24 protein-coding genes and 1 riboswitch are annotated in these 21,932 nt (G+C 28.3%); of the genes, 7 read left to right on the top strand and 17 right to left on the bottom strand.

Translation table 11 applies throughout. The features are described 5' to 3' along the window. Nucleotides 1–7: 7 nt before the first annotated feature. Nucleotides 8–898 (bottom strand): aminodeoxychorismate synthase component I, encoded by an 891-nt coding sequence (locus ACRYA_RS09545; protein WP_306307910.1) that lies wholly within the window; start codon nucleotides 896–898, stop codon nucleotides 8–10. 66 nt (nucleotides 899–964) lie between these two features. After that, nucleotides 965–1,849 carry an aspartate carbamoyltransferase catalytic subunit gene (locus ACRYA_RS09540; RefSeq protein ID WP_105916958.1) on the bottom strand — a complete coding sequence of 295 codons (885 nt, stop codon included), beginning with the start codon at nucleotides 1,847–1,849 and terminating at the stop codon, nucleotides 965–967. A gap of 98 nt (nucleotides 1,850–1,947) precedes the next feature. Between ACRYA_RS09540 and ACRYA_RS09535 the strand changes: the two genes are divergently transcribed. Then, nucleotides 1,948–4,284, top strand: coding sequence for a fatty acid cis/trans isomerase (locus tag ACRYA_RS09535; protein ID WP_105916957.1), 2,337 nt, complete (start codon nucleotides 1,948–1,950; stop codon nucleotides 4,282–4,284). A 60-nt stretch (nucleotides 4,285–4,344) separates the two neighbouring features. Continuing rightward, nucleotides 4,345–5,535, top strand: a complete 1,191-nt coding sequence (locus ACRYA_RS09530) for an aspartate aminotransferase family protein (RefSeq protein WP_105916956.1) — start codon at nucleotides 4,345–4,347, stop codon at nucleotides 5,533–5,535. 10 nt (nucleotides 5,536–5,545) lie between these two features. On the opposite strand, the gene lspA is transcribed toward ACRYA_RS09530, so the two are convergent. Next, the gene (gene lspA / locus ACRYA_RS09525; RefSeq protein WP_105916955.1) at nucleotides 5,546–6,004 is read right to left on the bottom strand and encodes a signal peptidase II; all 459 of its coding nucleotides are present in this window, start codon (nucleotides 6,002–6,004) and stop codon (nucleotides 5,546–5,548) included. A gap of 13 nt (nucleotides 6,005–6,017) precedes the next feature. Continuing rightward, on the bottom strand, nucleotides 6,018–7,352 hold the full coding sequence (glmM, locus tag ACRYA_RS09520) for a phosphoglucosamine mutase (protein WP_105916954.1): 1,335 nt from the start codon (nucleotides 7,350–7,352) through the stop codon (nucleotides 6,018–6,020). 83 nt (nucleotides 7,353–7,435) lie between these two features. Here glmM and rpsT point away from each other — a divergent pair, with 83 nt between their 5' ends. Continuing rightward, nucleotides 7,436–7,696, top strand: coding sequence for a 30S ribosomal protein S20 (gene rpsT, locus ACRYA_RS09515; protein ID WP_066156778.1), 261 nt, complete (start codon nucleotides 7,436–7,438; stop codon nucleotides 7,694–7,696). Between the two features lie 3 nt (nucleotides 7,697–7,699). Further along, on the top strand, nucleotides 7,700–8,767 hold the full coding sequence (prfA, locus tag ACRYA_RS09510) for a peptide chain release factor 1 (RefSeq protein WP_105916953.1): 1,068 nt from the start codon (nucleotides 7,700–7,702) through the stop codon (nucleotides 8,765–8,767). Nucleotides 8,768–8,803: 36 nt separating this feature from the next. Here the strand turns inward: prfA and ACRYA_RS09505 are convergent, their stop codons facing one another. Genes ACRYA_RS09505 through ACRYA_RS09490 form a run of 4 tightly spaced genes read right to left on the bottom strand, consistent with a single transcriptional unit; the run spans nucleotide 8,804 to nucleotide 12,173 of the window. After that, nucleotides 8,804–9,280: a phosphatidylglycerophosphatase A family protein gene (locus tag ACRYA_RS09505; protein ID WP_105916952.1), complete on the bottom strand. Its 477-nt coding sequence runs from the start codon at nucleotides 9,278–9,280 to the stop codon at nucleotides 8,804–8,806. A 2-nt stretch (nucleotides 9,281–9,282) separates the two neighbouring features. After that, nucleotides 9,283–10,173 carry a DNA-binding transcriptional response regulator gene (locus ACRYA_RS09500; RefSeq protein ID WP_105916951.1) on the bottom strand — a complete coding sequence of 297 codons (891 nt, stop codon included), beginning with the start codon at nucleotides 10,171–10,173 and terminating at the stop codon, nucleotides 9,283–9,285. Nucleotide 10,174: 1 nt separating this feature from the next. Continuing rightward, the gene (locus ACRYA_RS09495) at nucleotides 10,175–11,296 is read right to left on the bottom strand and encodes a bifunctional 2-C-methyl-D-erythritol 4-phosphate cytidylyltransferase/2-C-methyl-D-erythritol 2,4-cyclodiphosphate synthase (RefSeq protein ID WP_105916950.1); all 1,122 of its coding nucleotides are present in this window, start codon (nucleotides 11,294–11,296) and stop codon (nucleotides 10,175–10,177) included. Nucleotides 11,297–11,354: 58 nt separating this feature from the next. Further along, complete coding sequence (locus ACRYA_RS09490) at nucleotides 11,355–12,173, bottom strand: HDOD domain-containing protein (RefSeq protein WP_105916949.1); 819 nt, start codon at nucleotides 12,171–12,173, stop codon at nucleotides 11,355–11,357. A 130-nt stretch (nucleotides 12,174–12,303) separates the two neighbouring features. Further along, a riboswitch (TPP riboswitch) is annotated at nucleotides 12,304–12,401 on the top strand. A 119-nt stretch (nucleotides 12,402–12,520) separates the two neighbouring features. Between ACRYA_RS09490 and thiC the strand changes: the two genes are divergently transcribed. Both thiC and ACRYA_RS09480 read left to right on the top strand, forming a co-directional pair. Next, entirely contained in the window at nucleotides 12,521–13,882 is a 1,362-nt protein-coding gene (thiC, locus tag ACRYA_RS09485) for a phosphomethylpyrimidine synthase ThiC (protein ID WP_105916948.1), read from the top strand. Between the two features lie 62 nt (nucleotides 13,883–13,944). After that, entirely contained in the window at nucleotides 13,945–15,111 is a 1,167-nt protein-coding gene (locus ACRYA_RS09480; RefSeq protein WP_105916947.1) for an Mrp/NBP35 family ATP-binding protein, read from the top strand. 42 nt (nucleotides 15,112–15,153) lie between these two features. Here the strand turns inward: ACRYA_RS09480 and ACRYA_RS09475 are convergent, their stop codons facing one another. The 9 genes from ACRYA_RS09475 to ACRYA_RS09435 form a co-directional block, all read right to left on the bottom strand. Further along, nucleotides 15,154–15,549 (bottom strand): ectoine synthase, encoded by a 396-nt coding sequence (locus tag ACRYA_RS09475; protein WP_105916946.1) that lies wholly within the window; start codon nucleotides 15,547–15,549, stop codon nucleotides 15,154–15,156. Then, nucleotides 15,549–16,829, bottom strand: coding sequence for a diaminobutyrate--2-oxoglutarate transaminase (gene ectB / locus ACRYA_RS09470; protein WP_105916945.1), 1,281 nt, complete (start codon nucleotides 16,827–16,829; stop codon nucleotides 15,549–15,551). The genes ACRYA_RS09475 and ectB overlap by 1 nt, the downstream gene beginning before the upstream one ends. Nucleotides 16,830–16,839: 10 nt before the next feature. Continuing rightward, on the bottom strand, nucleotides 16,840–17,316 hold the full coding sequence (ectA, locus tag ACRYA_RS09465) for a diaminobutyrate acetyltransferase (RefSeq protein WP_105916944.1): 477 nt from the start codon (nucleotides 17,314–17,316) through the stop codon (nucleotides 16,840–16,842). 177 nt (nucleotides 17,317–17,493) lie between these two features. Then, nucleotides 17,494–17,838, bottom strand: a complete 345-nt coding sequence (locus ACRYA_RS09460; protein WP_105916943.1) for a MerR family transcriptional regulator — start codon at nucleotides 17,836–17,838, stop codon at nucleotides 17,494–17,496. Nucleotides 17,839–17,864: 26 nt separating this feature from the next. After that, nucleotides 17,865–18,122, bottom strand: a complete 258-nt coding sequence (locus ACRYA_RS09455; RefSeq protein ID WP_066156814.1) for a hypothetical protein — start codon at nucleotides 18,120–18,122, stop codon at nucleotides 17,865–17,867. Between the two features lie 87 nt (nucleotides 18,123–18,209). Further along, a complete protein-coding gene (gene hisIE, locus ACRYA_RS09450) occupies nucleotides 18,210–18,890 on the bottom strand; it encodes a bifunctional phosphoribosyl-AMP cyclohydrolase/phosphoribosyl-ATP diphosphatase HisIE (protein WP_105916942.1) in 681 nt (226 codons plus the stop codon). After that, nucleotides 18,891–19,157, bottom strand: a complete 267-nt coding sequence (locus tag ACRYA_RS09445) for a hypothetical protein (protein WP_105916941.1) — start codon at nucleotides 19,155–19,157, stop codon at nucleotides 18,891–18,893. A 26-nt stretch (nucleotides 19,158–19,183) separates the two neighbouring features. Next, on the bottom strand, nucleotides 19,184–20,260 hold the full coding sequence (locus ACRYA_RS09440; RefSeq protein WP_105916940.1) for an SPFH domain-containing protein: 1,077 nt from the start codon (nucleotides 20,258–20,260) through the stop codon (nucleotides 19,184–19,186). Nucleotides 20,261–20,302: 42 nt separating this feature from the next. Then, nucleotides 20,303–21,223, bottom strand: a complete 921-nt coding sequence (locus tag ACRYA_RS09435; RefSeq protein ID WP_105916939.1) for a branched-chain amino acid transaminase — start codon at nucleotides 21,221–21,223, stop codon at nucleotides 20,303–20,305. 110 nt (nucleotides 21,224–21,333) lie between these two features. On the opposite strand from ACRYA_RS09435, the gene ACRYA_RS09430 reads away from it, so the two are divergent. Then, a complete protein-coding gene (locus ACRYA_RS09430; RefSeq protein ID WP_105916938.1) occupies nucleotides 21,334–21,918 on the top strand; it encodes a hypothetical protein in 585 nt (194 codons plus the stop codon). Nucleotides 21,919–21,932: the final 14 nt, after the last annotated feature.

Below are 21,932 nucleotides of genomic sequence, written 5' to 3'. Positions count from 1 at the left end.
TTATCCTTTAAAATGGTAGATAAACTTTATTTAAAAGTTCTTCATACTCTTGTTTTGTAATGCTGTCACTTGTAATTCCACCACCACTTTTATAGAAGAGTTCTTTGTTTATATTTTCAATAAATCTAATGAGTACAAAACTTTGAAGATTTATTCCATCAAAAACACCAAAAATTCCACTATAAAATCCTCTTTCATAGCTTTCTATATTTTTTAAAATTTCTATGGTAGATTTTTTTGGAGTACCTGTAATACTTCCAGCAGGAAGAATATTTGAAAAAATATCTCCTATTTTTTCTTGCCAATTGTTTTCTAAATCTCCAGAAATAATTGAGCTTGTTTGAAAAAGTTCACTATTTTTTGTACTTATTTTACTAAAAGTTCTAAACTCTTCCACTTTTATATTTTTTGCAACTTTTCCTAAATCATTTCTTAGTAAATCAACAACCATAGTATGTTCTGCTAACTCTTTTTTACTGTTAAGTAATAGATTTTTTGCATCATCTAAATTTGTATCAATAGTTCCTTTCATAGGATATGTATAGATTTTATTATCTTTTATATCTATAAATTTTTCAGGGCTAAAGCATACAAAATCTAAATCATCTATTTTTACTCTTAGTTTTAACAAAGAACTCGCTGCTTCATAAATCTCATCTAAACTTAGGTTTGTATCTATTTTTGTTTTTGTAGTTAAATTTAATAGATAGCTATTTCCCTTTTTTATCTCATCTTGAATTAAATCAAATTTTATTTTGTACTCTTTGAAACTAATTGGATATTTCTTTAAAGTATAATCTTTTATATTTTTTATATTTTTACTATCTATTTCAAATTTTATATTTTGTGAGAGATTGTTTAGTTTTTCTATATATATTTTTTTTAAATCATATGAGATTAAAAATAAAAAAGGCTCTTTTGAAGAGCCAAATTCATTTAGATTATCTTTAAAATTAGTAAATATTTATTTATCCTCTAGGATTAGTTTTTTCAAAATAGCAGCTCTTATTGCAACTCCATTTGTAACTTGCTCTAAAACTTTGCATCTTGGATGTTTTAAAACTTCATCAGTTATATCAATATTTCTGTTTACTGGTCCTGGATGAAGAAGTAAAAACTCTTTTCTCTCCATTAATTCACTTGTAATACAAAAATCTTTTGCATACTCTTGAAGTGATTCAAAATATGTAATATTGTGGCGTTCTAGTTGGCTTCTTAAACTCATAACAATATCCATATCATCAACTATATCTTGAATATTATCAAACTGTTTAAATTCATCTCCTTCGTATTTAAAACAGTCAGGAGCTACTAAATTTACGTCTATTCCAAATCTAGGTAGTAATCTTCTATTACTTCCTGCAACTCTTGAATTTTTTACATCACCTACAATTGCTATTTTTTTACCTTCAGTTTTTCCATCAAAATATTCATTAATTGTAAAAAGGTCTAATAAAGCTTGAGTTGGATGTGAGTGTCTTCCATCACCTGCATTTATTATAGGACAATCAACATAACCTATCAAACTTTCTGGAAGTCCATGAACACTATGTCTAATAATTATTGCATCTGGGTTCATCGCATTTATATTTGAAACAGTATCGTACATTGTTTCACCTTTTTTTTGTGAAGATGTACCAACATCAAGATTTACAACTTCAGCTCCTAGTCTTTTTGCAGCTATTTCAAAAGAGCTTCTCGTTCTTGTTGAATTTTCAAAAAATAGTGTAACAATAATTTTACCTTCTAAAATTCTGCTAAATTTAGTAGCTTTAAACTCTCTAGCATCATCAAAAATTTTAAATATTTCTTCTTTTGTAAAGTCGGAAGTACGAATTAGGTGTTTCATTTTTTTCCTTTGATTTTAGTTTGGAATTTTAGCAAAAAGCACTTTAAAAATAAACTTTTTGTATAATCTAAGAATTCTAAGATAACAAGGGAAATTTTATGAAGCTTCAACTCATTATTGTATTTATTTTTTCATTCTTATTTTGGGGATGTTCAAGTAAACCCCTTGATCCTGTAACTTTTGATATAGTTAACAAAGAAATATCTTTTACCAAAGATATAAAACCTATTTTAGATAATAGATGTGTATCTTGTCACTCTTGTTATAACTCCCCTTGTCAGCTAAATTTAGGATCATTTGCAGGGCTTGATAGAGGTGCCTCAAAAGATTTAGTTTATGCTACAAGAATAAAATCTGTAAATCCAACTAGACTTTTTGTTGATGCTTTGAATACTAAAGGTTGGAGAGATAAAAGTTTTTTTTCTATGACTGATAAGATGGAAGATACAAATGCTTCTATTATGATGCAGTATCTTTTTGAAAAAGATAAAAATCCAAATTTAGAAGGTAATTATTCTCCTGAAACAGATAAGTTATCTTGTGTAAAAAATAAAGAAGAGCTTGAAAATTATCTTGATGTAAATCCACACAAATCAATGCCTTATGGTTTTCCAGCTTTATCAAAAGATGAATACAATATTTTGATGACTTGGCTTGATAATGGAGCAATAGATGATACTTTAAAAGATACTGTAAGTGATTTTGAAAAATCCCAAATAAAAAAATATGAAGATTTTTTAAATAATAGAAGCATAAAAAATCAGGTAACAGCAAGATATATCTATGAGCATCTATTTTTGGCTCACATCTCTTTTGATGATAATAGTAAAAACTTTTTTCAAATAATTCGTTCTAGTACTCCATATGGATATGAACCAAAGATTATTCCTACTAGACTTCCTTATGACGAGATAAAAGAGAAGTTTTATTATAGATTGCAAAAAGTTGAAGGAACAATTGTTCATAAAACTCATATGGTTGTTAAGTTTAATGATGAAAAATTAAAATTTTATAATGATACTTTTATAAAACCAAATTGGGAAGAAGAGCCTTATTTAATATCTTATAATGAACATTCTGCTCCAAACGCACTAGCAGTATTTGAACAAATTCCAGCAAAAAGTAGATATGAGTTTTTACTAAATGATATATATTTTTTTATAAATACATTTATCAAAGGTCCTGTTTGTAAAGGACAAGTTGCATTAAATGTAATTCAAGATCACTTTTGGGTAATGTTTATGGATCCAGAATATGATGTTAGTGTAATAGATAAAAACTTTTTAAAAGATAACTATAATTATCTTAAAATCCCAAATCAGTTAGGAGAAGATCCTGGACTATATGAAACTTTTAAAAACTTAGGGCATGAAAAAGAGACAAAAAAATATCAAGAAGATAGAGCAAATATTTATAAAAAATATTATCCAGATGGAATGAAGCTAGAGCATATTAGAAAAAGTAAGAATCCATATCATAATGATTCTGTATTGACTGTTTATAGGCATTTTGACACAGCCTCACTTCAATATGGAGCAGTAGGAAGTGTTCCAAAAACTCTTTGGGTTATAGATTTTCCTCTGTTAGAAAGAGTATATTACTCTTTAGTTGCAGGTTTTGATGTATTTGGTAATACTGCTCATCAGTTATTAGTAAGAACTCATATGGATAGATTAAGAGTAGAAGGAGAGAATAATTTTTTGGAGTTTTTACCCCAAAAAAGTAGAATTGGTTATTTTAACTCTTGGTATATTGGTTGGTTAGCAAAATATCTTACAGTTTATTCTCCCTCAAAAAATGAAACAGGAATAAAATATTATTCAAATGATTATAAATATGAGTTTACAAATATGGTACTTGATTATACAAAAACAAAAAGAGATAAAATTAATTTTTTAGAAAAAGCATATAAACCGACTCCTTTGAGGGATAGTTATAATACAAAAGAGGAGATTGAAGAGAGTTTTAAATCTTTAGCAGCTCCTGGTAGTACAAAAATTACAAAGCATTTTACAGATAGAGATGCAAATGCTATTTTAATTAGAATTATTATGGATAATGGTGAAAATCTTATTTATTCAATGATTATAAATAGATGGCATGATAATGTCGCTTTGATGTTTAATGAAGAGTCAAGACTCGACCCAACAAAAGATGATATAGATTTTATTGAAGGTTTTGTAAGTTCTTATCCTAGTATGTTTATAGTTTTAAAACAAAATGAAATATTAGATTTCTTTAATACTATAAAAAATTATGAAAGCAAAATAAAATTAAAAGAGCATATTAGATATTACACAATAAATAGGGCAAATCCAAATTTCTGGGAACATTTTGATTGGTTTGATAATGAGTTTAAAAAATCAAATGCTTTGGAGTATGGATTGTTTGATTTAAATAGGTATTATTCAGCAACAAAAAATGATGATAACTAGTAAGATTTAACCATTTATAGTTATAATTCATAAAAAATTATTAATTAATCAGGAAGAATAATGAAAGATATAGAAAAATTAGATAAAGATTATGTACTACATACATATGCAAGAAATTATGTAAATTTTAAAAAAGGTGTAAATGCAACACTTTATGATGATGAAAATATAGATTATATAGATTTTACATCAGGAATTGGAGTTACAAGTGTAGGTCATGGAAATCAAAGAGTTGCAAAAAGAATTTTTGAACAAGTTTCAAATCTCACACATACTTCAAATCTATATGCAATAGAACCTCAAGCACTTTTGGCAAAAAAAATAAAAGAGCTTAGCGGATACGATGTAAGAACTTTTTTTTCAAACAGTGGAGCTGAAGCAAACGAAGGAGCTATAAAAATAGCACGAACTTATGGAGAGTTAAATTTTGAGAAGAAAAGATATAAAATTATAACTTTGGAAAACTCTTTTCATGGAAGAACAATCACAACCGTAAAAGCAACAGGTCAAAGCTCTTTTCATCAAAGTAAGTTTGCTCCATACCCAGATGGATTTTCATTTAATGCAATAGATGATGTTTATAATGCAATAGATGATGAAACAGTTGCTGTTATGATAGAACTTGTACAAGGTGAGGGTGGAGTTTTTCCATTTGACAAAGAAAAGATAGAAGAGTTAGCAAAATTTTTAAAAGAAAATGATATTTTATTAATAATTGATGAAGTTCAAACAGGAGTTTATAGAACTGGAGAGTTTTTGGCTTCAAATTTATATGAAATAGAGCCAGATATTATAACTTTGGCAAAAGGTATAGGAGGAGGTGTTCCTATGGGTGCTGTTATTACTAAGCATAAAGATATTTGGGCAGCTGGTGACCATGGAAGTACTTTTGGTGGTAACTATTTGGTAACCGCTGCTGCTTTGGAAGTTTTGGATATTTTGGAAAATTTAAAAGATAGTGGAACTTTGGATGAAACTATTATATATTTTACAAAAAAATTAAATGATATTTTCGAAGCAAATAGAGATATTTTTATAACTCATGTTGGATTAGGACTTATGAGAGGATTGAGAGTAAAAGATGCTGATACTTTAGCAAGCTTAATAAAAACTGCTTTTGAGTGTGGAGTTATGGTTCTTAAGTCAGGAAATAATACTCTAAGATTTTTACCAGCTTTAACAATCTCTAAAAGTGAAATAGATGAAGGATTTGTAAGACTTCAAAAAGCTATATCAAAGATAAAATCATAAAAAAAGTGGATTAATCCACTTTTTGTTTTCTACTCTCTTTTATTTGCATAACTATAATTATAACAACTGCTAAATCTATCATAACATCTGCAAAATTAAATATTGCAAACTCAAACATATAGTGCCATGCAAAATAATCAACAACTGCACCATAAGTAAATCTATCTAAAATATTCGATAATCCACCAGCATATAAAAGTGCAATAGGAATATGGTACTTATAAAAAACATCTCTATTTTTAAGAAGATAAATAGTCCCCAAAATTACTATGAAAAGCTGTATATATTTTAAATATTCAGCTAAAAATTCAAGCATAGAAAATGCTACTCCATAGTTATATGCAAGTTCTAAATTCATAAAACTTCCAGTAGCTCCCCATCCTAAATTTGCAAAACCAAATTTTACAACTTGATCTATAATAAAAATAGTTGCAAAAATAAACAATGCAATTTTTAACTCTTTTTTCAAATTATTTCCTATTTTAGAGTGTTTTTTTGAAAAAATCTACTAAAGTTTTCATAGATGATTCAACATCTTTTTTATTTTTACCTTCAAGTAAAAGTCTAATTTTATTTTCAGTTCCAGAGTATCTTATTAAATCTCTTATACCTTTTTCTCTAATTGGCTTTAAAATTTCATCTAAACCTTTTATATCTTTTAATGGTATTTTTTCACTAACTTTTAAATTTTCTAGTATTTGAGGGTATAAAGTAAATGGATTTAAAGCAATACTTGCTTTTTTATTTGATTTTATTATTAAAGCTAAAACTTGAAGAGCTGAAGCCAAACCATCTCCTGTTTTTGCAGCATCTGAAAATATTATATGTCCACTTTGTTCTCCACCAAAATTTACACCATTTTTTTTCATAACTTCAAGTACATATTTATCACCAACATCACTTCTTAAAAGTTTTATTTTATGTTTATCTAAATAGTCTTCTAAAGCTTTATTTGACATAACTGTTGCAACACAAGCATTTCCTTCTAAAAGATTCTCTTCTTTTAAATATACACTTAAAGCTCCTAAAAGATTGTCACCATCAACTATATCTCCATTTTCATCAATAACAACTAGCCTATCAGCATCACCATCAAGTGCAAGACCTATATCAGCTCTATATTCACGAACTAAATTTGAAACGTTTTCAGGATGCATAGCTCCACAATTATCATTAATATTAAAACCATTTGGTTTATTATTTATTGTAATTACATCAGCCCCTAGCTCTTCTAAAATGGTTGGAGCGACTTTATATGCAGCTCCATTTGCACAATCAAGAACAATTCTTAATCCTTTTAGAGTCAAATCTTTTGGGAAAGAGCCTTTTATTACAACAATATATCTTCCAATCACATCATCTATTCTTTTTGAAGAGCCAATATCTTTTTCAACTGCTTGATTTTGTTGTAGTAAATCATCATTGTTGAAAATCTTCTCAATCTCTTTTTCACTTTCAACACTTAGCTTATCACCATGATTATCGAAAAATTTTATTCCATTATCTTCAAATGGATTATGTGAAGCACTAATCATAATACCAGCATCACATCTCATGCTCTCCGTTAAGTATGCAATAGCAGGAGTAGGCATAGGTCCTATTTGAATTACATTGTAACCAACTGAAGTTAATCCACTTACAAGTGCATTTTCTATCATATAACCACTTCTTCTTGTATCTTTTCCTACAAGAATTTTATTTGTTGTTGAGTGTTTTCTAAAATAAATCCCAGCTGCTTGCGCTAATTTTATAACTGTAATTACATCTAAAAACTCTCCAGCCTTTCCTCTAACTCCGTCTGTTCCAAATAGTTTCATTAAATCTTCCTAAAATTAAACTCTATTTAAGTTATTTTGGATAGTATTCTATCCTTTAAAAATTTATAAAGAGGTTAAATAAAATGGCAAATCATAAATCTTCTGAGAAGAGAGCTAGACAGACATTAGTAAAAACTATAAGAAATAGATTTTACAAAACAAGAATTAAAAACATCACTAAAGATGTTATTGCAGCAGTAGAAAGTGCTGATAAAGAAAAAGCAGTAGTTGCTATGAAAGTTGCAAATAAATACTTCCACCACTGCGTTTCAAAAGGTATTTTAGCAAAAGGTACAGCTTCTAGAAAAGTAAGCAGACTTCAACTAAAAGTTAATGCTATATAATTTATGCTAAAAGACAAACTCCAACCTTTTATTACTAGATCAGAGGAGATTACAAATCTATTGATGTCTCCTGACATAACTAGTGATATAAAAAGAATGACAACACTGTCAAAAGAGCAATCAAGTATAGAACCAATTGTTAGAAAAGCAAAAGAGTATATAAAAGTTCTTGAAAATATTGAAGAGAATAGAAGTATGCTTGATGATTCTGAGCTGGGTGATTTAGCAAAAGAAGAATTAAAAGAGCTAGAGCAAAAAAAACCTATTTTGGAAGATGAGATAAAGTTTCTTATGATTCCAAAAGATCCAAATGATGATAGAAATATATATTTGGAGCTTAGAGCTGGAACAGGCGGAGATGAAGCTGCACTTTTTGTTGGAGATTTGTTTCGTGGTTATTTGCGATATGCAGAAAACAATGACTGGAAAGTTGAAATAATGAGTTCAAGCGATAGTGAAGCTGGTGGGTATAAAGAGATAGTAATCCTAGTAAAAGGTGATCACGTTTACTCAAAGTTAAAATATGAAGGTGGAACTCATAGAGTTCAAAGAGTTCCAGCAACAGAGTCTCAAGGTAGAGTTCACACTTCTGCAATTACAGTTGCTGTTATGCCAGAAGTTGATGACGTCGAAGTTGAGATAAATGAAAATGACCTTAAAATTGATGTTATGAGAGCTAGTGGAAATGGTGGACAATCTGTAAATACTACTGATTCTGCTGTTAGAATTACGCATATTCCTTCAGGTATTGTTGTAACAAATCAAGATCAAAAATCTCAACACAAAAATAAAGATAGAGCAATGAAAGTTCTTAAAGCTAAACTTTTTGAAATTGAGATGCAAAAAAAGATGGAAACTGAAGGTGCAAATAGAAAAGAGCAAGTAGGAACTGGAGATAGAAGTGGAAGAATTAGAACTTATAATTTTCCTCAAAATCGTCTAAGTGACCACAGAATAAATCTAACTTTATATAGACTTGACTATATTCTTCAAGATGGTCTGTTTGATGAGGTAATTGATCCTCTTATTGCTGATCATCAATCAAGACTTATCGAAGCAAATGGGCTATAAAAGCCCTCTTTGTTTTATAGTATAAAGTCAAATTTCTTAAATCATAAACTTTTCAATTAGTTGCCAAATACCAGCTGTACAAATTCCAGCAAAAATTCCAGCAACAACATCATCACCCATTACTCCTAGACCACCCTTTACATCCCTATCAATTTTTCCAATAATAGATGGTTTCCAAATGTCAAAAATTCTAAAAAAGATAAACGCAATAGGAGCTAAAATAAAAACATTTTCACTATTTATTCCACAAATAGCTAATGCTATCCACATACCAGCTAATTCATCTATTACAATTTCACTACTATCATGACTACCAAGCTCTTTTTCATAAATGTCTATTTGTTTAACTGCTATTATAGTTATCAAAATAGATAGCAAAAATAAAGATGAAGTATGTAAAAATTCAAGTAAAACAAGTCCTAAAATTAAAGATACAAAACTTCCAACAGTTCCAGGTGCTTTTGGACTTAATCCACTAAATCCAACAGTTAAGAAAAATTTTCTAAAATTCATTTTTACTTCTTTTTATCAATTTCAAGTTTTTTTCTCTTTTCCCAAAGAGATTTTCTAGATATTCCCAATCTTTTTGAAAGTTCAGTATCAGGATATCTATTTTGATGATTTATTACTATAGTTTTTATATAATCATTTATTGACATAATTTGACTATGATCTAAAGATTTATTTTTACTATTAAAAACTACTTTCTTATGAGTAAATTCATCATCGCTTTCTAAGGAGCAAATTACACATTTTTTATCTACAATTTGTTTTAGAACTTGATCTTTTACATTTCTTTTTAAAGTATGATAATCAGTAAGGTATATAATAGTTCTTTCACATTCACTAATTATCTGTTTTTGCCAATTTGCTGAAGATAAAGATATAAATTTTATTGGTAAATCTACTTTTTTTGCAATTTCAAAAACAAGTTTATCAGCATAACTTTGAAAATTTGTCTCTATTAATAAAGGGAATGAAAGTGGTACTAATACATCATTAATATCAATATCGCTCATAGTAAAGTCGAAATAATCTTTTAATACTTTAAGTTCTCTTCTTATTGCTCTACACTCTTTGTAGTGGTAAATTTTCCTAACTAATTCATCCATCAAAAATGGCTTCATAATATAATCTTTAGCACCATCTTTGATAGGATTTGTTACTGTTTCATCTGAAATATAAGATACTAAAAGAAGTATTATTGAATTTTTTGCATATTTTTTTATAACACTCTTTGCAACAGAGCTTGAAATAGATGTTGAAAGAAGTACAATATCATACTCTTTTGTGAGATTTTCAATATTTACATTCTCTACAAAATCACAGTTATGACCGTCATCAAGAAGTCTTGAAACAACTTTTTGTGCTAGATACACTTCATTTTCAATTATTAATATATTCATTTTATTTAGTCCAATCGTAATATCTTAAATTTGCGATAGCTTGTACAACTACTCCTTCTTCTCTTCCTATAGCTCCAAGTTTTTCTGCTGTTGATGCTTTTATATTTATAAACTGTTTTGGAAGATTTAGAAGTTTTGATAAACTTATTTTTATTTCATTTTTGTGAGGATTTATTTTTGGTTTTTGAGCAATTATTGTAATATCAATGTTTACAATCTCATATCCAACACTATTTACAAAGTTTAGAATCTTTTTCAAGAGTATTTTAGAGTCAATTCCTTTGAACTCATCACTAGTATCTGGAAAAAACTCTCCAATATCACCAGCACCAATACCACCTAGAAGAGCATCAATTAAAGAGTGAATTAAAACATCACCATCACTATGAGCTTTAAATCCATAATTATATGGCAATTTTACCCCACCCAAAAACATCTCTTTTGTATCTTCAAAACTATGAATATCATATCCCATTCCAACAAATTGTGTTTTAGCTGGAGCTTTTAAGCATGGAATTTGTGAAATATCCTCTACAAAAGTTAGTTTTTTACTAGCAATATCACCTTTTACATAGAAAATATCTTCACCTATATTTTTTATAGCACTACTTTCATCTGTAAACTCAATATTATTTGAAATTGCTTTTCTTAGAATATTTGTATTTGATAATTGAGGAGTTTGAATAAGTTTTACATCTTCTCTTTTTATAGTATTTTTTTCAAATATAACTGTATCACTTACATCTAAAATTGGAACTATACAAGATGCTTTATTTTTATTTTTGATTAAATCAGAAATAATGTTTTGGCTAATACAAGCACGAGCTACGTCACTTATCATAACATAAGGAGTATCAACAAATTGCAAAGCATTTTTTATAGAATTTTGTCTTGTATCTCCACCTTTGGCAAAAATAAAATCATCACTAAAGTTTTTCATGTAGTTTAATTCAATTTTATGTGAAACTACAATAGTTTTTGAAAAGTTATAAAAAGAGGTTAATCTATTTGTAACATTTAACCACAGAGGTTCATTATCAACTCTAATCCACTGTTTTTTACATAAATTATCAAATCTTGTAGAATTTCCAGCACATAAGACAACTAAAGTAATATCTTTCAATTATAAACCTTTGAGTAAAAAAGTTACATATTGTAGCTAAATGTTACTTATAATACTTTTAAGAATTACTCTTTATATTGTCGTTTATGTTACTTATTGTAGTTAAAAATGTATTACTGTTTAATCCAAATAACTCAATTTCATTAATAGCTTTTTTTATATTTTGTTCTAACAATGGCTCTCTTAAATTAGAAACAATACTAATAATATCTAATATAAGAGCTTTTAGTCTAAACTCATTTGGGCAATTTTGTAAATCCTTTGAAAACAAAATTGGAAATATAATATTGTGACTTAAACCCCATTTTTTAAGTATATTAGAGCTTATTCTTTGAGAATTAAAACCTATAAATTTTTCTTCAGCTTTACTCATATTTGAGTTATTTATTTCACTTAAAAACTGCTCAGTTAGCTTATTTTCGCTTATTGCTTTTGAAATAAGAGGTTTTGCTAAATCTTGTAAAAATGCTGGAATAAGAAGTTCATTTTTTAGTTTTTTATCACTATTTTTTAACCACATTTCAACAATTAGCATTGAAAGAGTATTTGAATATAAAAAATCATCAAAAGTAACAGCATATGAAAATAGATTTGTTTTTATAGTTCTACAAAAAGATAAAGATGTTGCCAATGCACAAACAAACTCTAAACTTGTAATTGAGATAAAATTTTGTATATTTTTTGGTTTATTAAAAAAGTCAAATATTTGAAAATCGATAATTTTTAAAATATCTAAATGAAGATTTTTGTCTTTTTTTATAATCATAGCAAGTTGTTTAAAATTTCTATTTTTTGATTTTCTAAAACTATCTAAATCTATGATAATTTCTGGTAAAGTTGGTATATTTTGTATATATTTTGCGAAATTTTTTATCATTTTGTTTAAAAACCTAATATGAAATAAGAATGATTATATAAAATTGTAACTTATACTATAGGTATTAAATATAATTAAGCTATAAAATAAAATTAATATGCTTTTAAACATTCTTTATGATAGAATATTTTTTTTATTGCGGGGGGACGCTTTGGCGTTGAGAAGGTAAAACCTGACCCTTTGAACCTGATGGTTAAGACCAGCGTAGGAAGTAAATTTTAAAAATTAAATTTGATAAAGCTAAAATAGATAAAATTTAATAAAAAGTACTTTCTTTCGAGAGTACTTTTTTTTTGCTCAAAATTTGTCTTAGCAATAAAGAAAATAATATTAATTTAGGAGCAAAAATGCAAGATATACACAAATGGTTAGAAGAACACAAAAACGATGAAGTAAGAACTCAAATGTATTATGCAAAACAGGGAGTTATAACTCCTCATATGGAGTATGTTGCAAAAGTTGAAAATCTTGATGTTGAGTTTATAAGAAGTGAAATTGCAAGAGGAAGACTTATAATTCCTGCAAATGTAAATCATACGAATCAAATTCCTATGGCTATTGGAATTGCTAGTTCATGTAAAATAAATGCAAATATTGGAAGTTCAGCCCTAGCAAGTGATGTTAGCAAAGAGATTGAAAAAGTTGATGTGTGTTTAAAATATGGTGCCGATACTATCATGGATTTAAGTACAGGTGGAGATTTAGATATGATTAGAAAAGCTGTTATAACTCACTCTACAGTTCCAATTGGTACTGTTCCTATTTATCAAATACTACATGATGTAAAAGATAAAATAGAGGATTTAAGTATCGAAAAAATGCTTGAAGTAATTCAAAGACAAGCAGAGCAAGGTGTTTCTTATTTCACAATCCATGCTGGATTCTTACTTGAATTTATGCCTCACATTGCAAAAAGAAAGATGGGAATAGTTTCAAGAGGTGGAAGTTTGATGGCTGCTTGGATGATGCATTATCATAAAGAAAATCCATTTAATACAGCTTTTGATAAAATATTAGATATTTGTAGAAAGTATGATGTATCTTTATCTTTGGGTGATAGTTTAAGACCAGGTTGCTTGGCAGATGCTAGTGATGAAGCACAACTAAGAGAGCTAAAAGTTCTTGGAGATTTAACACTTAGAGCTTGGGAAAAAGATGTACAAGTTATGATTGAAGGACCTGGACATGTACCTTTAAATCAAATTGAGAGAAATATGAAAATAGAAAAAGAGTATTGCCATGAAGCTCCTTTTTATATTTTAGGTCCTCTTACAACTGATATTGCTGCTGGATATGATCACATTTCAAGTGCAATTGGTGCAGCTGTTGGTGGGTGGCATGGTGCAAGTATGCTTTGTTATGTTACACCAAAAGAACATTTAGGTTTACCAAATGCTGAAGATGTTAGAAATGGAATTATTGCATACAAAATTGCAGCTCATAGTGCAGATATAGCAAGAGGAAGAAAAGGTGCACGTGATATTGATGATGAAATGAGTGATGCAAGATATTCATTTAATTGGAATAGACAGTTTGAACTTTGTTTAGATCCAGATCGTGCAAGAGAGTATCACGATGAAACTTTACCTCAAGATGTATTTAAAGAAGCAGAATTTTGCTCAATGTGTGGACCAAAATTTTGTTCATATAAGATAACTCAAAAAATTGTAAAAGAGCATGGTGAAGCAATAGATAATATGGTAGGGTAATTTAAGACAAAAATTATCCTAATTAAAATATAATACTCTTCGAAGTATATAAAGGATTTAAAATGAATATAGAAGATATTAAAAAAGCTTTACAAAGCGTTAAATACCCTGGTTTCTCAAAGTCAATTATTGATTTTGGATTTGTAAAGGATATTAAATTAGATGCAAGTTCTTGCACAATATTATTAGATATTACTTCAACAGCAAAAGAGGTTGAAGATGAATTGAGAAGAGATGTTCCAAAAGCTCTTCCAAATTTAAATGTTAATTTAGTTTTTAGTAAACCTAAAGAGGAACAGCAAAAAAGTAATAGTGTAAGTGGTCAAAATATTGCACCACAAATAAAAGATATTGTAATGGTTAGCTCAGGAAAAGGTGGAGTTGGAAAATCAACTACAACCGTAAATCTTGCAATTGCAGCTGCTATGCAAGGTAAAAAAGTTGGTATTTTAGATGCTGATATTTATGGACCAAATATTCCTAGAATGATGGGAGTAAATGGAAAAGAGGTTGAAGTAATAGGAAATAAAGCAAAACCATTAAACGCTTATGGTGTTGATGTTATGTCTATGGGAATTTTGATGAAAGAGGGAGAAGCTGTTATTTGGAGAGGTGCTATGATTATGAAGGCAATCCAACAGCTTCTAAGAGATATTTTATGGGAAGAGTTAGATATTTTATTTATTGATATGCCTCCAGGAACAGGAGATGCACAACTTACACTTGCTCAAAGTGTACCTGTTAGTGCTGGAATAAATGTTACAACTCCTCAACATGTAGCTCTTGATGATAGTAGAAGATCTTTAGATATGTTCTCAAAACTTCATATTCCAGTTGCTGGAATTGTTGAAAATATGAGTGGATTTATCTGTCCATCATGTAATACAGAGTCTGATATTTTTGGAAAAGGAACATGTGATGAATTAGCACGTGAGTACAATACACAAGTTTTAGCTCATCTTCCAATTGAACCTTCTATTAGAGTTGGTGGAGATAGTGGAAAACCAATTGTTTATTTTGAACCTGAATCAATAAGTGCAAAAAGATATATGATGGCTGCAGATAAACTTATATCTATGCTTGAAAATCAACAAGAAGTTTCAAATGAAGCTATTCAGCCAATTATGCCAGCAGGAATTAGTGCATGTTCTCCTGAGGGACAAAAGATTAAAGCTGAGCATGAAGCTAAAAAAAGTGGTGGTTGCGGAACTGGATGTGGCTGTCACTAAAAGAATGTTTGGATAGGTAGAATACCTATCCAAATTTATAATTTAATCAACTAAAGGATAAACGCCATTTTTGTCATGGTTTTCAATTCCCTTGATTGGTGGATTAAATACACAAATCAATCTCATATCAACATTCCCACCATATAAATAGTGCTCATCATGATTATTTAAAGCATACATTACACCATCATAAATTTCATGAATTTTTCCAGTTTTTAAATCCTCTATTTTGCCATTTCCTGCAACACAGTAAACAGCTTCAAGATGGTTTTGATAGTGAATAAGTGTTTTTGTATTTGCTTTTATAATTGTCTCATGAAAAGAAAATCCCATTTCATCATCTTTTAAAAGCATTCTTCTACTAATCCATTGACCATCTTTTGCAAAAACTTCTTTAGAAGTTCCTATTACATCTTTATTTATATCTCTTAGTATCATTAATACTCTCCTTTTAAGTGTTCTTTTCTCTCTTCTATTAATTTATCTACTGCTATTTCAAATTTTTTTAATCCTTCTTCTAAAAGCTCTTCTTCAATTAAAAGTGGTGGTAAAAATTTAACAACTTGACTTTCGCTTCCACAAGTTTCCACAATTAATCCTTCTTTAAAAGCATTTTTAGAGATATCACTTGCCATTGATTTATCATTTTTTATCTCAAAACCATAAGCCAAACCTCTACCTCTTACATCAATGTCATAAACATCTTTATATTTATTTGCAATATCAAGTAATCTTTGTTTTAAAATTTTCTCTTTGTAAAATACAGCTTTAGAGATATTATCATTTTGCCAATAGTGTTCAAGAGATACTTTTGAAGCTACAAAAGCTAAATTATTTCCTCTAAAAGTTCCTGTATGCTCACCTGGTTTCCATTGATCTAAATGTGGCTTAAATAGTAAAAGAGCCATTGGTAAGCCACCACCTATTGATTTTGACAATGTTACCATATCAGGATTTATTCCAGCAAATTCAAAAGAGAAAAACTCCCCACTTCTTCCATTTCCTACTTGAATATCATCAATAATTAATAAAATATCAAACTCTCTACAAATGGCTTCAAGCTGTTGTAACCACTCTTTTGAAGCTACATTTATTCCACCTTCACCTTGAATAGTTTCAAGTATAACAGCAGCTGGCAAATCAACTCCACTACTTCCGTCTTCTAAAAACTTTCTAAAATATGTTAATGTATTCATATCTCCAAAATATCCATCAAATGGCATAAAAGTAGCATTTGTTCTACTTATATAACTCTCATCTCTATACTCATTATTTCCAGTAACCGCTAATGAGCCTTGAGAAAGTCCATGGTAACCATTTGTAAATGCGACAATATTACTTCTTCCTTTTACAAGCCTTGCAAGTTTAAGTGCAGTTTCAACTGCATTTGTTCCTGTTGGTCCTGTAAATTGAAGTTTATATTCAAGATTTCTTGGTTTTAAAATTAAACTTTCAAAAGTTTGTAAAAACTCTTTTTTTGCAGTTGTTGCCATATCAAGTCCATGAACTATTCCATCTTCTTGCAAGTATTCAATCAAAGCTTTACTTATGTGTTCATTGTTGTGTCCATAATTTAAAGTTCCAGCTCCTGCAAAAAAGTCGATATATTCAACTCCTTGTTCGTCTGTTAAAATAGCACCTTTTGCTTTTTTAAAAATTGTTGGGAAACTTCTTATATATCCTCTTACTTCTGATTCTAGTTTTTCAAATATTCTCATTTTTTCTCCTTTATTTTATTGGTCCAATTTTAAATTGAACTTCCTCTTGGTGTGAATCTATAAAATCTTCAATAAAAAATAGTGTATTTTTTTCTATTTTTGTCTCATACTTTTGTGCAAATTTTTCAAAAACTCTTTGTGATGATATATTTGAAGGTGATACAGTTGAGATTAAATATCTTATATTTTTTCTTGTTACTATATTGTCTATTAAATTTAAAGCTATATTTTTTCCTCTATGATTTTCATCAACAGATACTTGCCAAATAAAAAGTGTATTATTTTCATTTGGTAAATAATATCCTGAAACAAAACCAATAATCTGATTTTCAAATAGAGCAACACTACAACTATTTTTAAAGTGGGTTGATTGAAGAAGGTATAAATACTGTGAGTTTAAGTCTAAGACTTTACTTTTTTTAACTAAATTATATATATATTTAGCATCTTTTTTTTCTGGTTCTCTTATGGTGTATCTGGTATCCATAATGCTCCTTTTAGTCTAAATTATGTAAAAAAATTACAAACTTTATGTAAAATATTTACAAACTATGAGTGGAATTTATACCATTTTAAAATAAGTTATAGCTTAATGCTTTTAATATTATTGTATGATTTATTTGGTTTGATGTCGTTTTTTAGGGTGTTTAAGAAATTTGGTAAATTAGAAGTTATCTAGTTTTTCTGAATCACAACTTGAGAGTGTTTCTAGTTTTTTTTCAATAATTTTTAGAAATTCTTGTTTATGTTTTAAATCCATATTGTCTTCAATTATCTCCAAAATATATAAAATTCCATTTGAATTTATTTTTTTTATTGTTGCAAGATAATGAACAAATGCTATTATTTTAATATCATCTATTGAATAAAGTTTTTTTATAGTTTTATCTTTTTCTAAAGGAAGAAGAAGTTTTTCTTCATACATTTTTAGAGTTCTTGTTTTTGTATTTAGAAGTTCTGAAATACTACTAAGTGGTAAGATATTTTTTTGATTATTTAAAAGTGCCATTTTTTATTTTGAAAGAAGTGTGGAATTTATCCACACTTGTAATACTCTTGGAATAATTCTTCTACTTTTTCTATTACTAACTCTTCGTGCCAATTGTGTCTTTTAGCAAAAGTTTTGATTTCATAGCTTTTCTCCTCTTCTGTACAAAAAAAGTATAATTTTTTTACAAAAGGTTTTGGAACTGATATTGCAATTTTTTGAAAATAGTTCTCTTTACAAGCTGGAGAGCAAAAAACTTTTGAAATTGGTATTTTCTTAGAGCAGTGTTGACAGCTATTTGTCATTTAAACTCCTTTTTTAGTTTTTGTTTCGAGCATTATAACAAGCAATTATTAAATGCAACTTAGTTGTATAAGAAATATTAATAATTTTTATCTGTTTCTTGAGTTTTTTTCTTCTATTCCTGAGATTTCAAATCTTCTTGCTAACTCTTGTTTTACTCTATCAGGATTTATATTAAGACTTGCAAGAGCTACTAAAACATGATATGTAATATCGGCTGCTTCATATATTGCTTCATTTTCATTTTTATCTTTTATTGCAAAAGTGAACTCTCCTGCTTCTTCTACAATTTTTTTAAGCATAGAATTTTGGCTACCATTTAAAAGTTTTGCAGTGTAAGATTTTGTAATATCTTCATTTTTTCTTTTTTGTATAGTGTGGTATAAATTATCTATTACACTATAAGTTTTTGATAAATCAATTTTTACATTTTCAACAATTTCACTATTTTCAAGATTTGTAAAAAAACAAGATTTTCTTCCTGTGTGACAAGCAACTCCTTCTTGAATTACTTTAAACAAAAGAGTGTCGTTATCGCAATCAATAAAAATATTTACAATTTTTTGAGTGTGATTTGAGCTTTCACCTTTTTTCCAAATTCTCTTACGACTTCTACTAAAATAGTGTGCATATCCAGTTTTTAGTGTAATTTCTAAAGCTTTTTTGTTTGTATATCCTAGCATTAAAACTTCATTTGAACTACTATCTTGAGTTATAACAGGTATTAAATCTCCCATTTTTTCCCAATCTATTTTTTCTATATCTTTCATCTAATTAATACCTTTAAATTTTGTTCCAATATCTATTTTTAATCTATCTATAGCCATAAGCTCTTTATCTATACCAATATCAATTCCAAAGTCATATTTTTTATTGTAATCATCATTTTGGTTATCGCTATATTTTTTGATTTTGTCATATTTTTGGTTTTGATTATATTTTATTGGAGGTTTTATTTTAAGAACAGATTCAATAGAATCACCAAAAAGGTGGTTAATAGAAGATAGTAATAATAAAATTAAAGCTACTATTTTCATTTTCCATCCTTTTTGGAGTCTAGATACTATTTTTGATTAACTACTGTATCTCTATTCTTGTCTTTTGTATCAACCCAAATATTTGGAGTTGAACCTCCTGGCGTTAAGAAAATTTTAGCATCTTTGTTTTCTCTTAAGGCTTCGTTGAATTTTCCTTGAACTTCAATTTGTTGCATTTGAAGAAGACTAGGTGTTAAAGATTCAGCAATAACTTTATTTGCAACAGATTGTGCTTTTGCCTCAATAGCAACAGCATCAGCTCTACCTTGTGCTTCAATTCTTTTAGCTTCAGCTTCTCCAGTTGCAAGTGCAGCTCTTTTTTCAGCTTCTTGCTTAGCTCTTTGAACTTCGTATCTTACTCTTTCAGCTTCTTGATTTGCTATTTGAACTTTTTCAATTTGTTCTTTTATTTTTTCAGGAAGAACTATCTCTTTTAGTTGAACAGATTCAACAATAACTGCATTTTTAGATCTCTCATTTACTTTTTCTTTGATTAATCTATCAAGACTTTCAGCAACTTCATTTCTTTTCATTGGAAGAACTTCGGCGTTGTATCCACCAAGAACACTTCTTGCAACTTCTCCAACAACTTGATTTACAATTTTATCTTCCCAAGATGGTCCCCAAATTGCAATTGTTTCAGGAACTCCATCAGCAATAATATTGTATTGAACTGTTAATTCAATAGAAATTGGTAAACCTCTTGAATCAAGAACATTAATAGCAGGGTTATTTTTGATACTTTGATCAAACGAACCTATAGATTGTGTATTCATATATGTTAAAAGTCTAACTTTTGTATCAACAACAATAACTTTTTGTATTACTGGTATATAAAAATGAAATCCTGGATTTAAAGGTTCTTTATCATATTTTCCAGTTGTTGCTTTAATACCAACTTGTCCTGATTCAATAATAACAAATGGTTTAAACAAAAATAGTGCACCAATTAATATAATTACAAGGTATAACATACCAGCTTTTTTACCAAAATTTTTGAAAAATTCTGGAGTTTCAAATGGTGGCTGAAAATTTCCACCTCCTCCACCGCTAGGTTTATTTCCTTGCTGTCTGTTCTTAAAATAGTCGTTATCTATTGGCATAATCTTCCTTATCTTTTTTTTAATCTAATATACTATTTAAAATTAGTTAATATATGTTAAATACTGTGTATATTTTGGATTTTTTCCAGTTACTACATCAAAATATGCAGATTGGATTTTTTCTGTAATCGCTCCTCTGCTTCCACATCCAATAACTCTTGCATCAACTTCTCTAATAGGAGTTATCTCAGCTGCAGTTCCAGTAAAGAATGCTTCATCAGCTACATAAATCTCTTCTCTAGTTATTCTTCTTCTAACAACTTCAATTCCCATATCATGTGCTAAATCAATTGCAGTTGCTTGAGTAATTGATTCTAAAGAGTTGTCATTTGGTGGAGAGATTAATTTTCCATCTTTAACTATAAAGAAACATGCACCTGATGCTTCTGCAATATATCCTTGGTCATCTCTTAACAAAGCTTCATCATATCCAGCTTCAACAGCTTCAAATTTTGCCATTTGAGAGTTCATATAGTTTGCAACTGATTTTGCTTTTCCCATACCTGAAGTATTTGGAGTTCTTGTAAATGATGATATTTTTACTCTAACACCTTTTTTAAGACCTTCTTCTCCTAGATATGCACCCCATTCCCAAGCAGAAATAGAAACTTTTACAGGTGCATCTTTATGATAAAGTCCCATTACTCCATAACCTAAATATACAAGAGGTCTAATATATGCTCCATTTGTTAGCTCATTTTTTTGTAATAATTCTACTTGAGCTTTGTTTAACTCTTCTAGTGAAAATGGAACATTCATTAATGTCATTTTTGATGAATTTAAAAGTCTTTGAGTGTGTTCATTTAGTTTAAATATTGCACATCTTCCATCAACTGTTTTATAAGCTTTTGTTCCTTCAATTGCACCATTTCCATAGTGTAAAGTGTGACTTAAAACGTGTACTTTTGCTTCATTCCAAGGAGTAAACTCTCCATCCATCCAGATATATTTTGATTCAGTCATTGGTTTTATTATCCTAAAATTAGATTTTAATCAATAATATTATCAAAAAGATAATTAAAATAAGTTCTAAGATTAAAAAATGTACTATTCGTAAAATATTTGGAAATAAAATGATAAAAAACTTGATACTAATTTTTATGTTACTATTTTTTAGCTCTTGTGCAGTAAATCAAAATAGATTAGAGCAAATAAAAAAAGAGCCAATAGATGAAGAGCTTTTGAGCCATGTTCGATATATACTATACTTAATGCAGATAAATGATTTAAAAAATCTAAATGAGATTTATATAAATAAAAACTATGGTTATTTTGAGGTAAATTTAAATGAGTTTGAAAATAAACCACAAATAATCAAAAAATATACAATTGAAGAAATTGATACATATATTGAGAGTTTTGATATACAAAATATTGAAGTTTCATTTAATTGTAGTCCATACAATGATGCTTTTTATGGTTGGAATAAAGATGGAATTTTTATTTTTGAACCAAAAACAAACTACTTAGATACTTTTTTAAATGATAAAACTAAAGAGGAAAAAGAGTTTACTAAAAAAGTTAAAAATATCAGTTATGAGGTTGTTGCTACAAATAACACTATATTCTATATTACAAAAATTGATAAAAAATATTATATTACATTAATCGATAATTTAAAAACAAATTGTAGTAATTCTTTAATTCAAGCTTTTTAGCAATTTTAAAATAT

It is taken from the genome of Aliarcobacter cryaerophilus ATCC 43158 (genome assembly GCF_003660105.1).
In the GTDB taxonomy this organism is placed as follows: domain Bacteria; phylum Campylobacterota; class Campylobacteria; order Campylobacterales; family Arcobacteraceae; genus Aliarcobacter; species Aliarcobacter cryaerophilus.
Note: the sequence above shows the minus strand (reverse complement) of the source record. Positions and strands in the feature narration are given on the sequence as shown.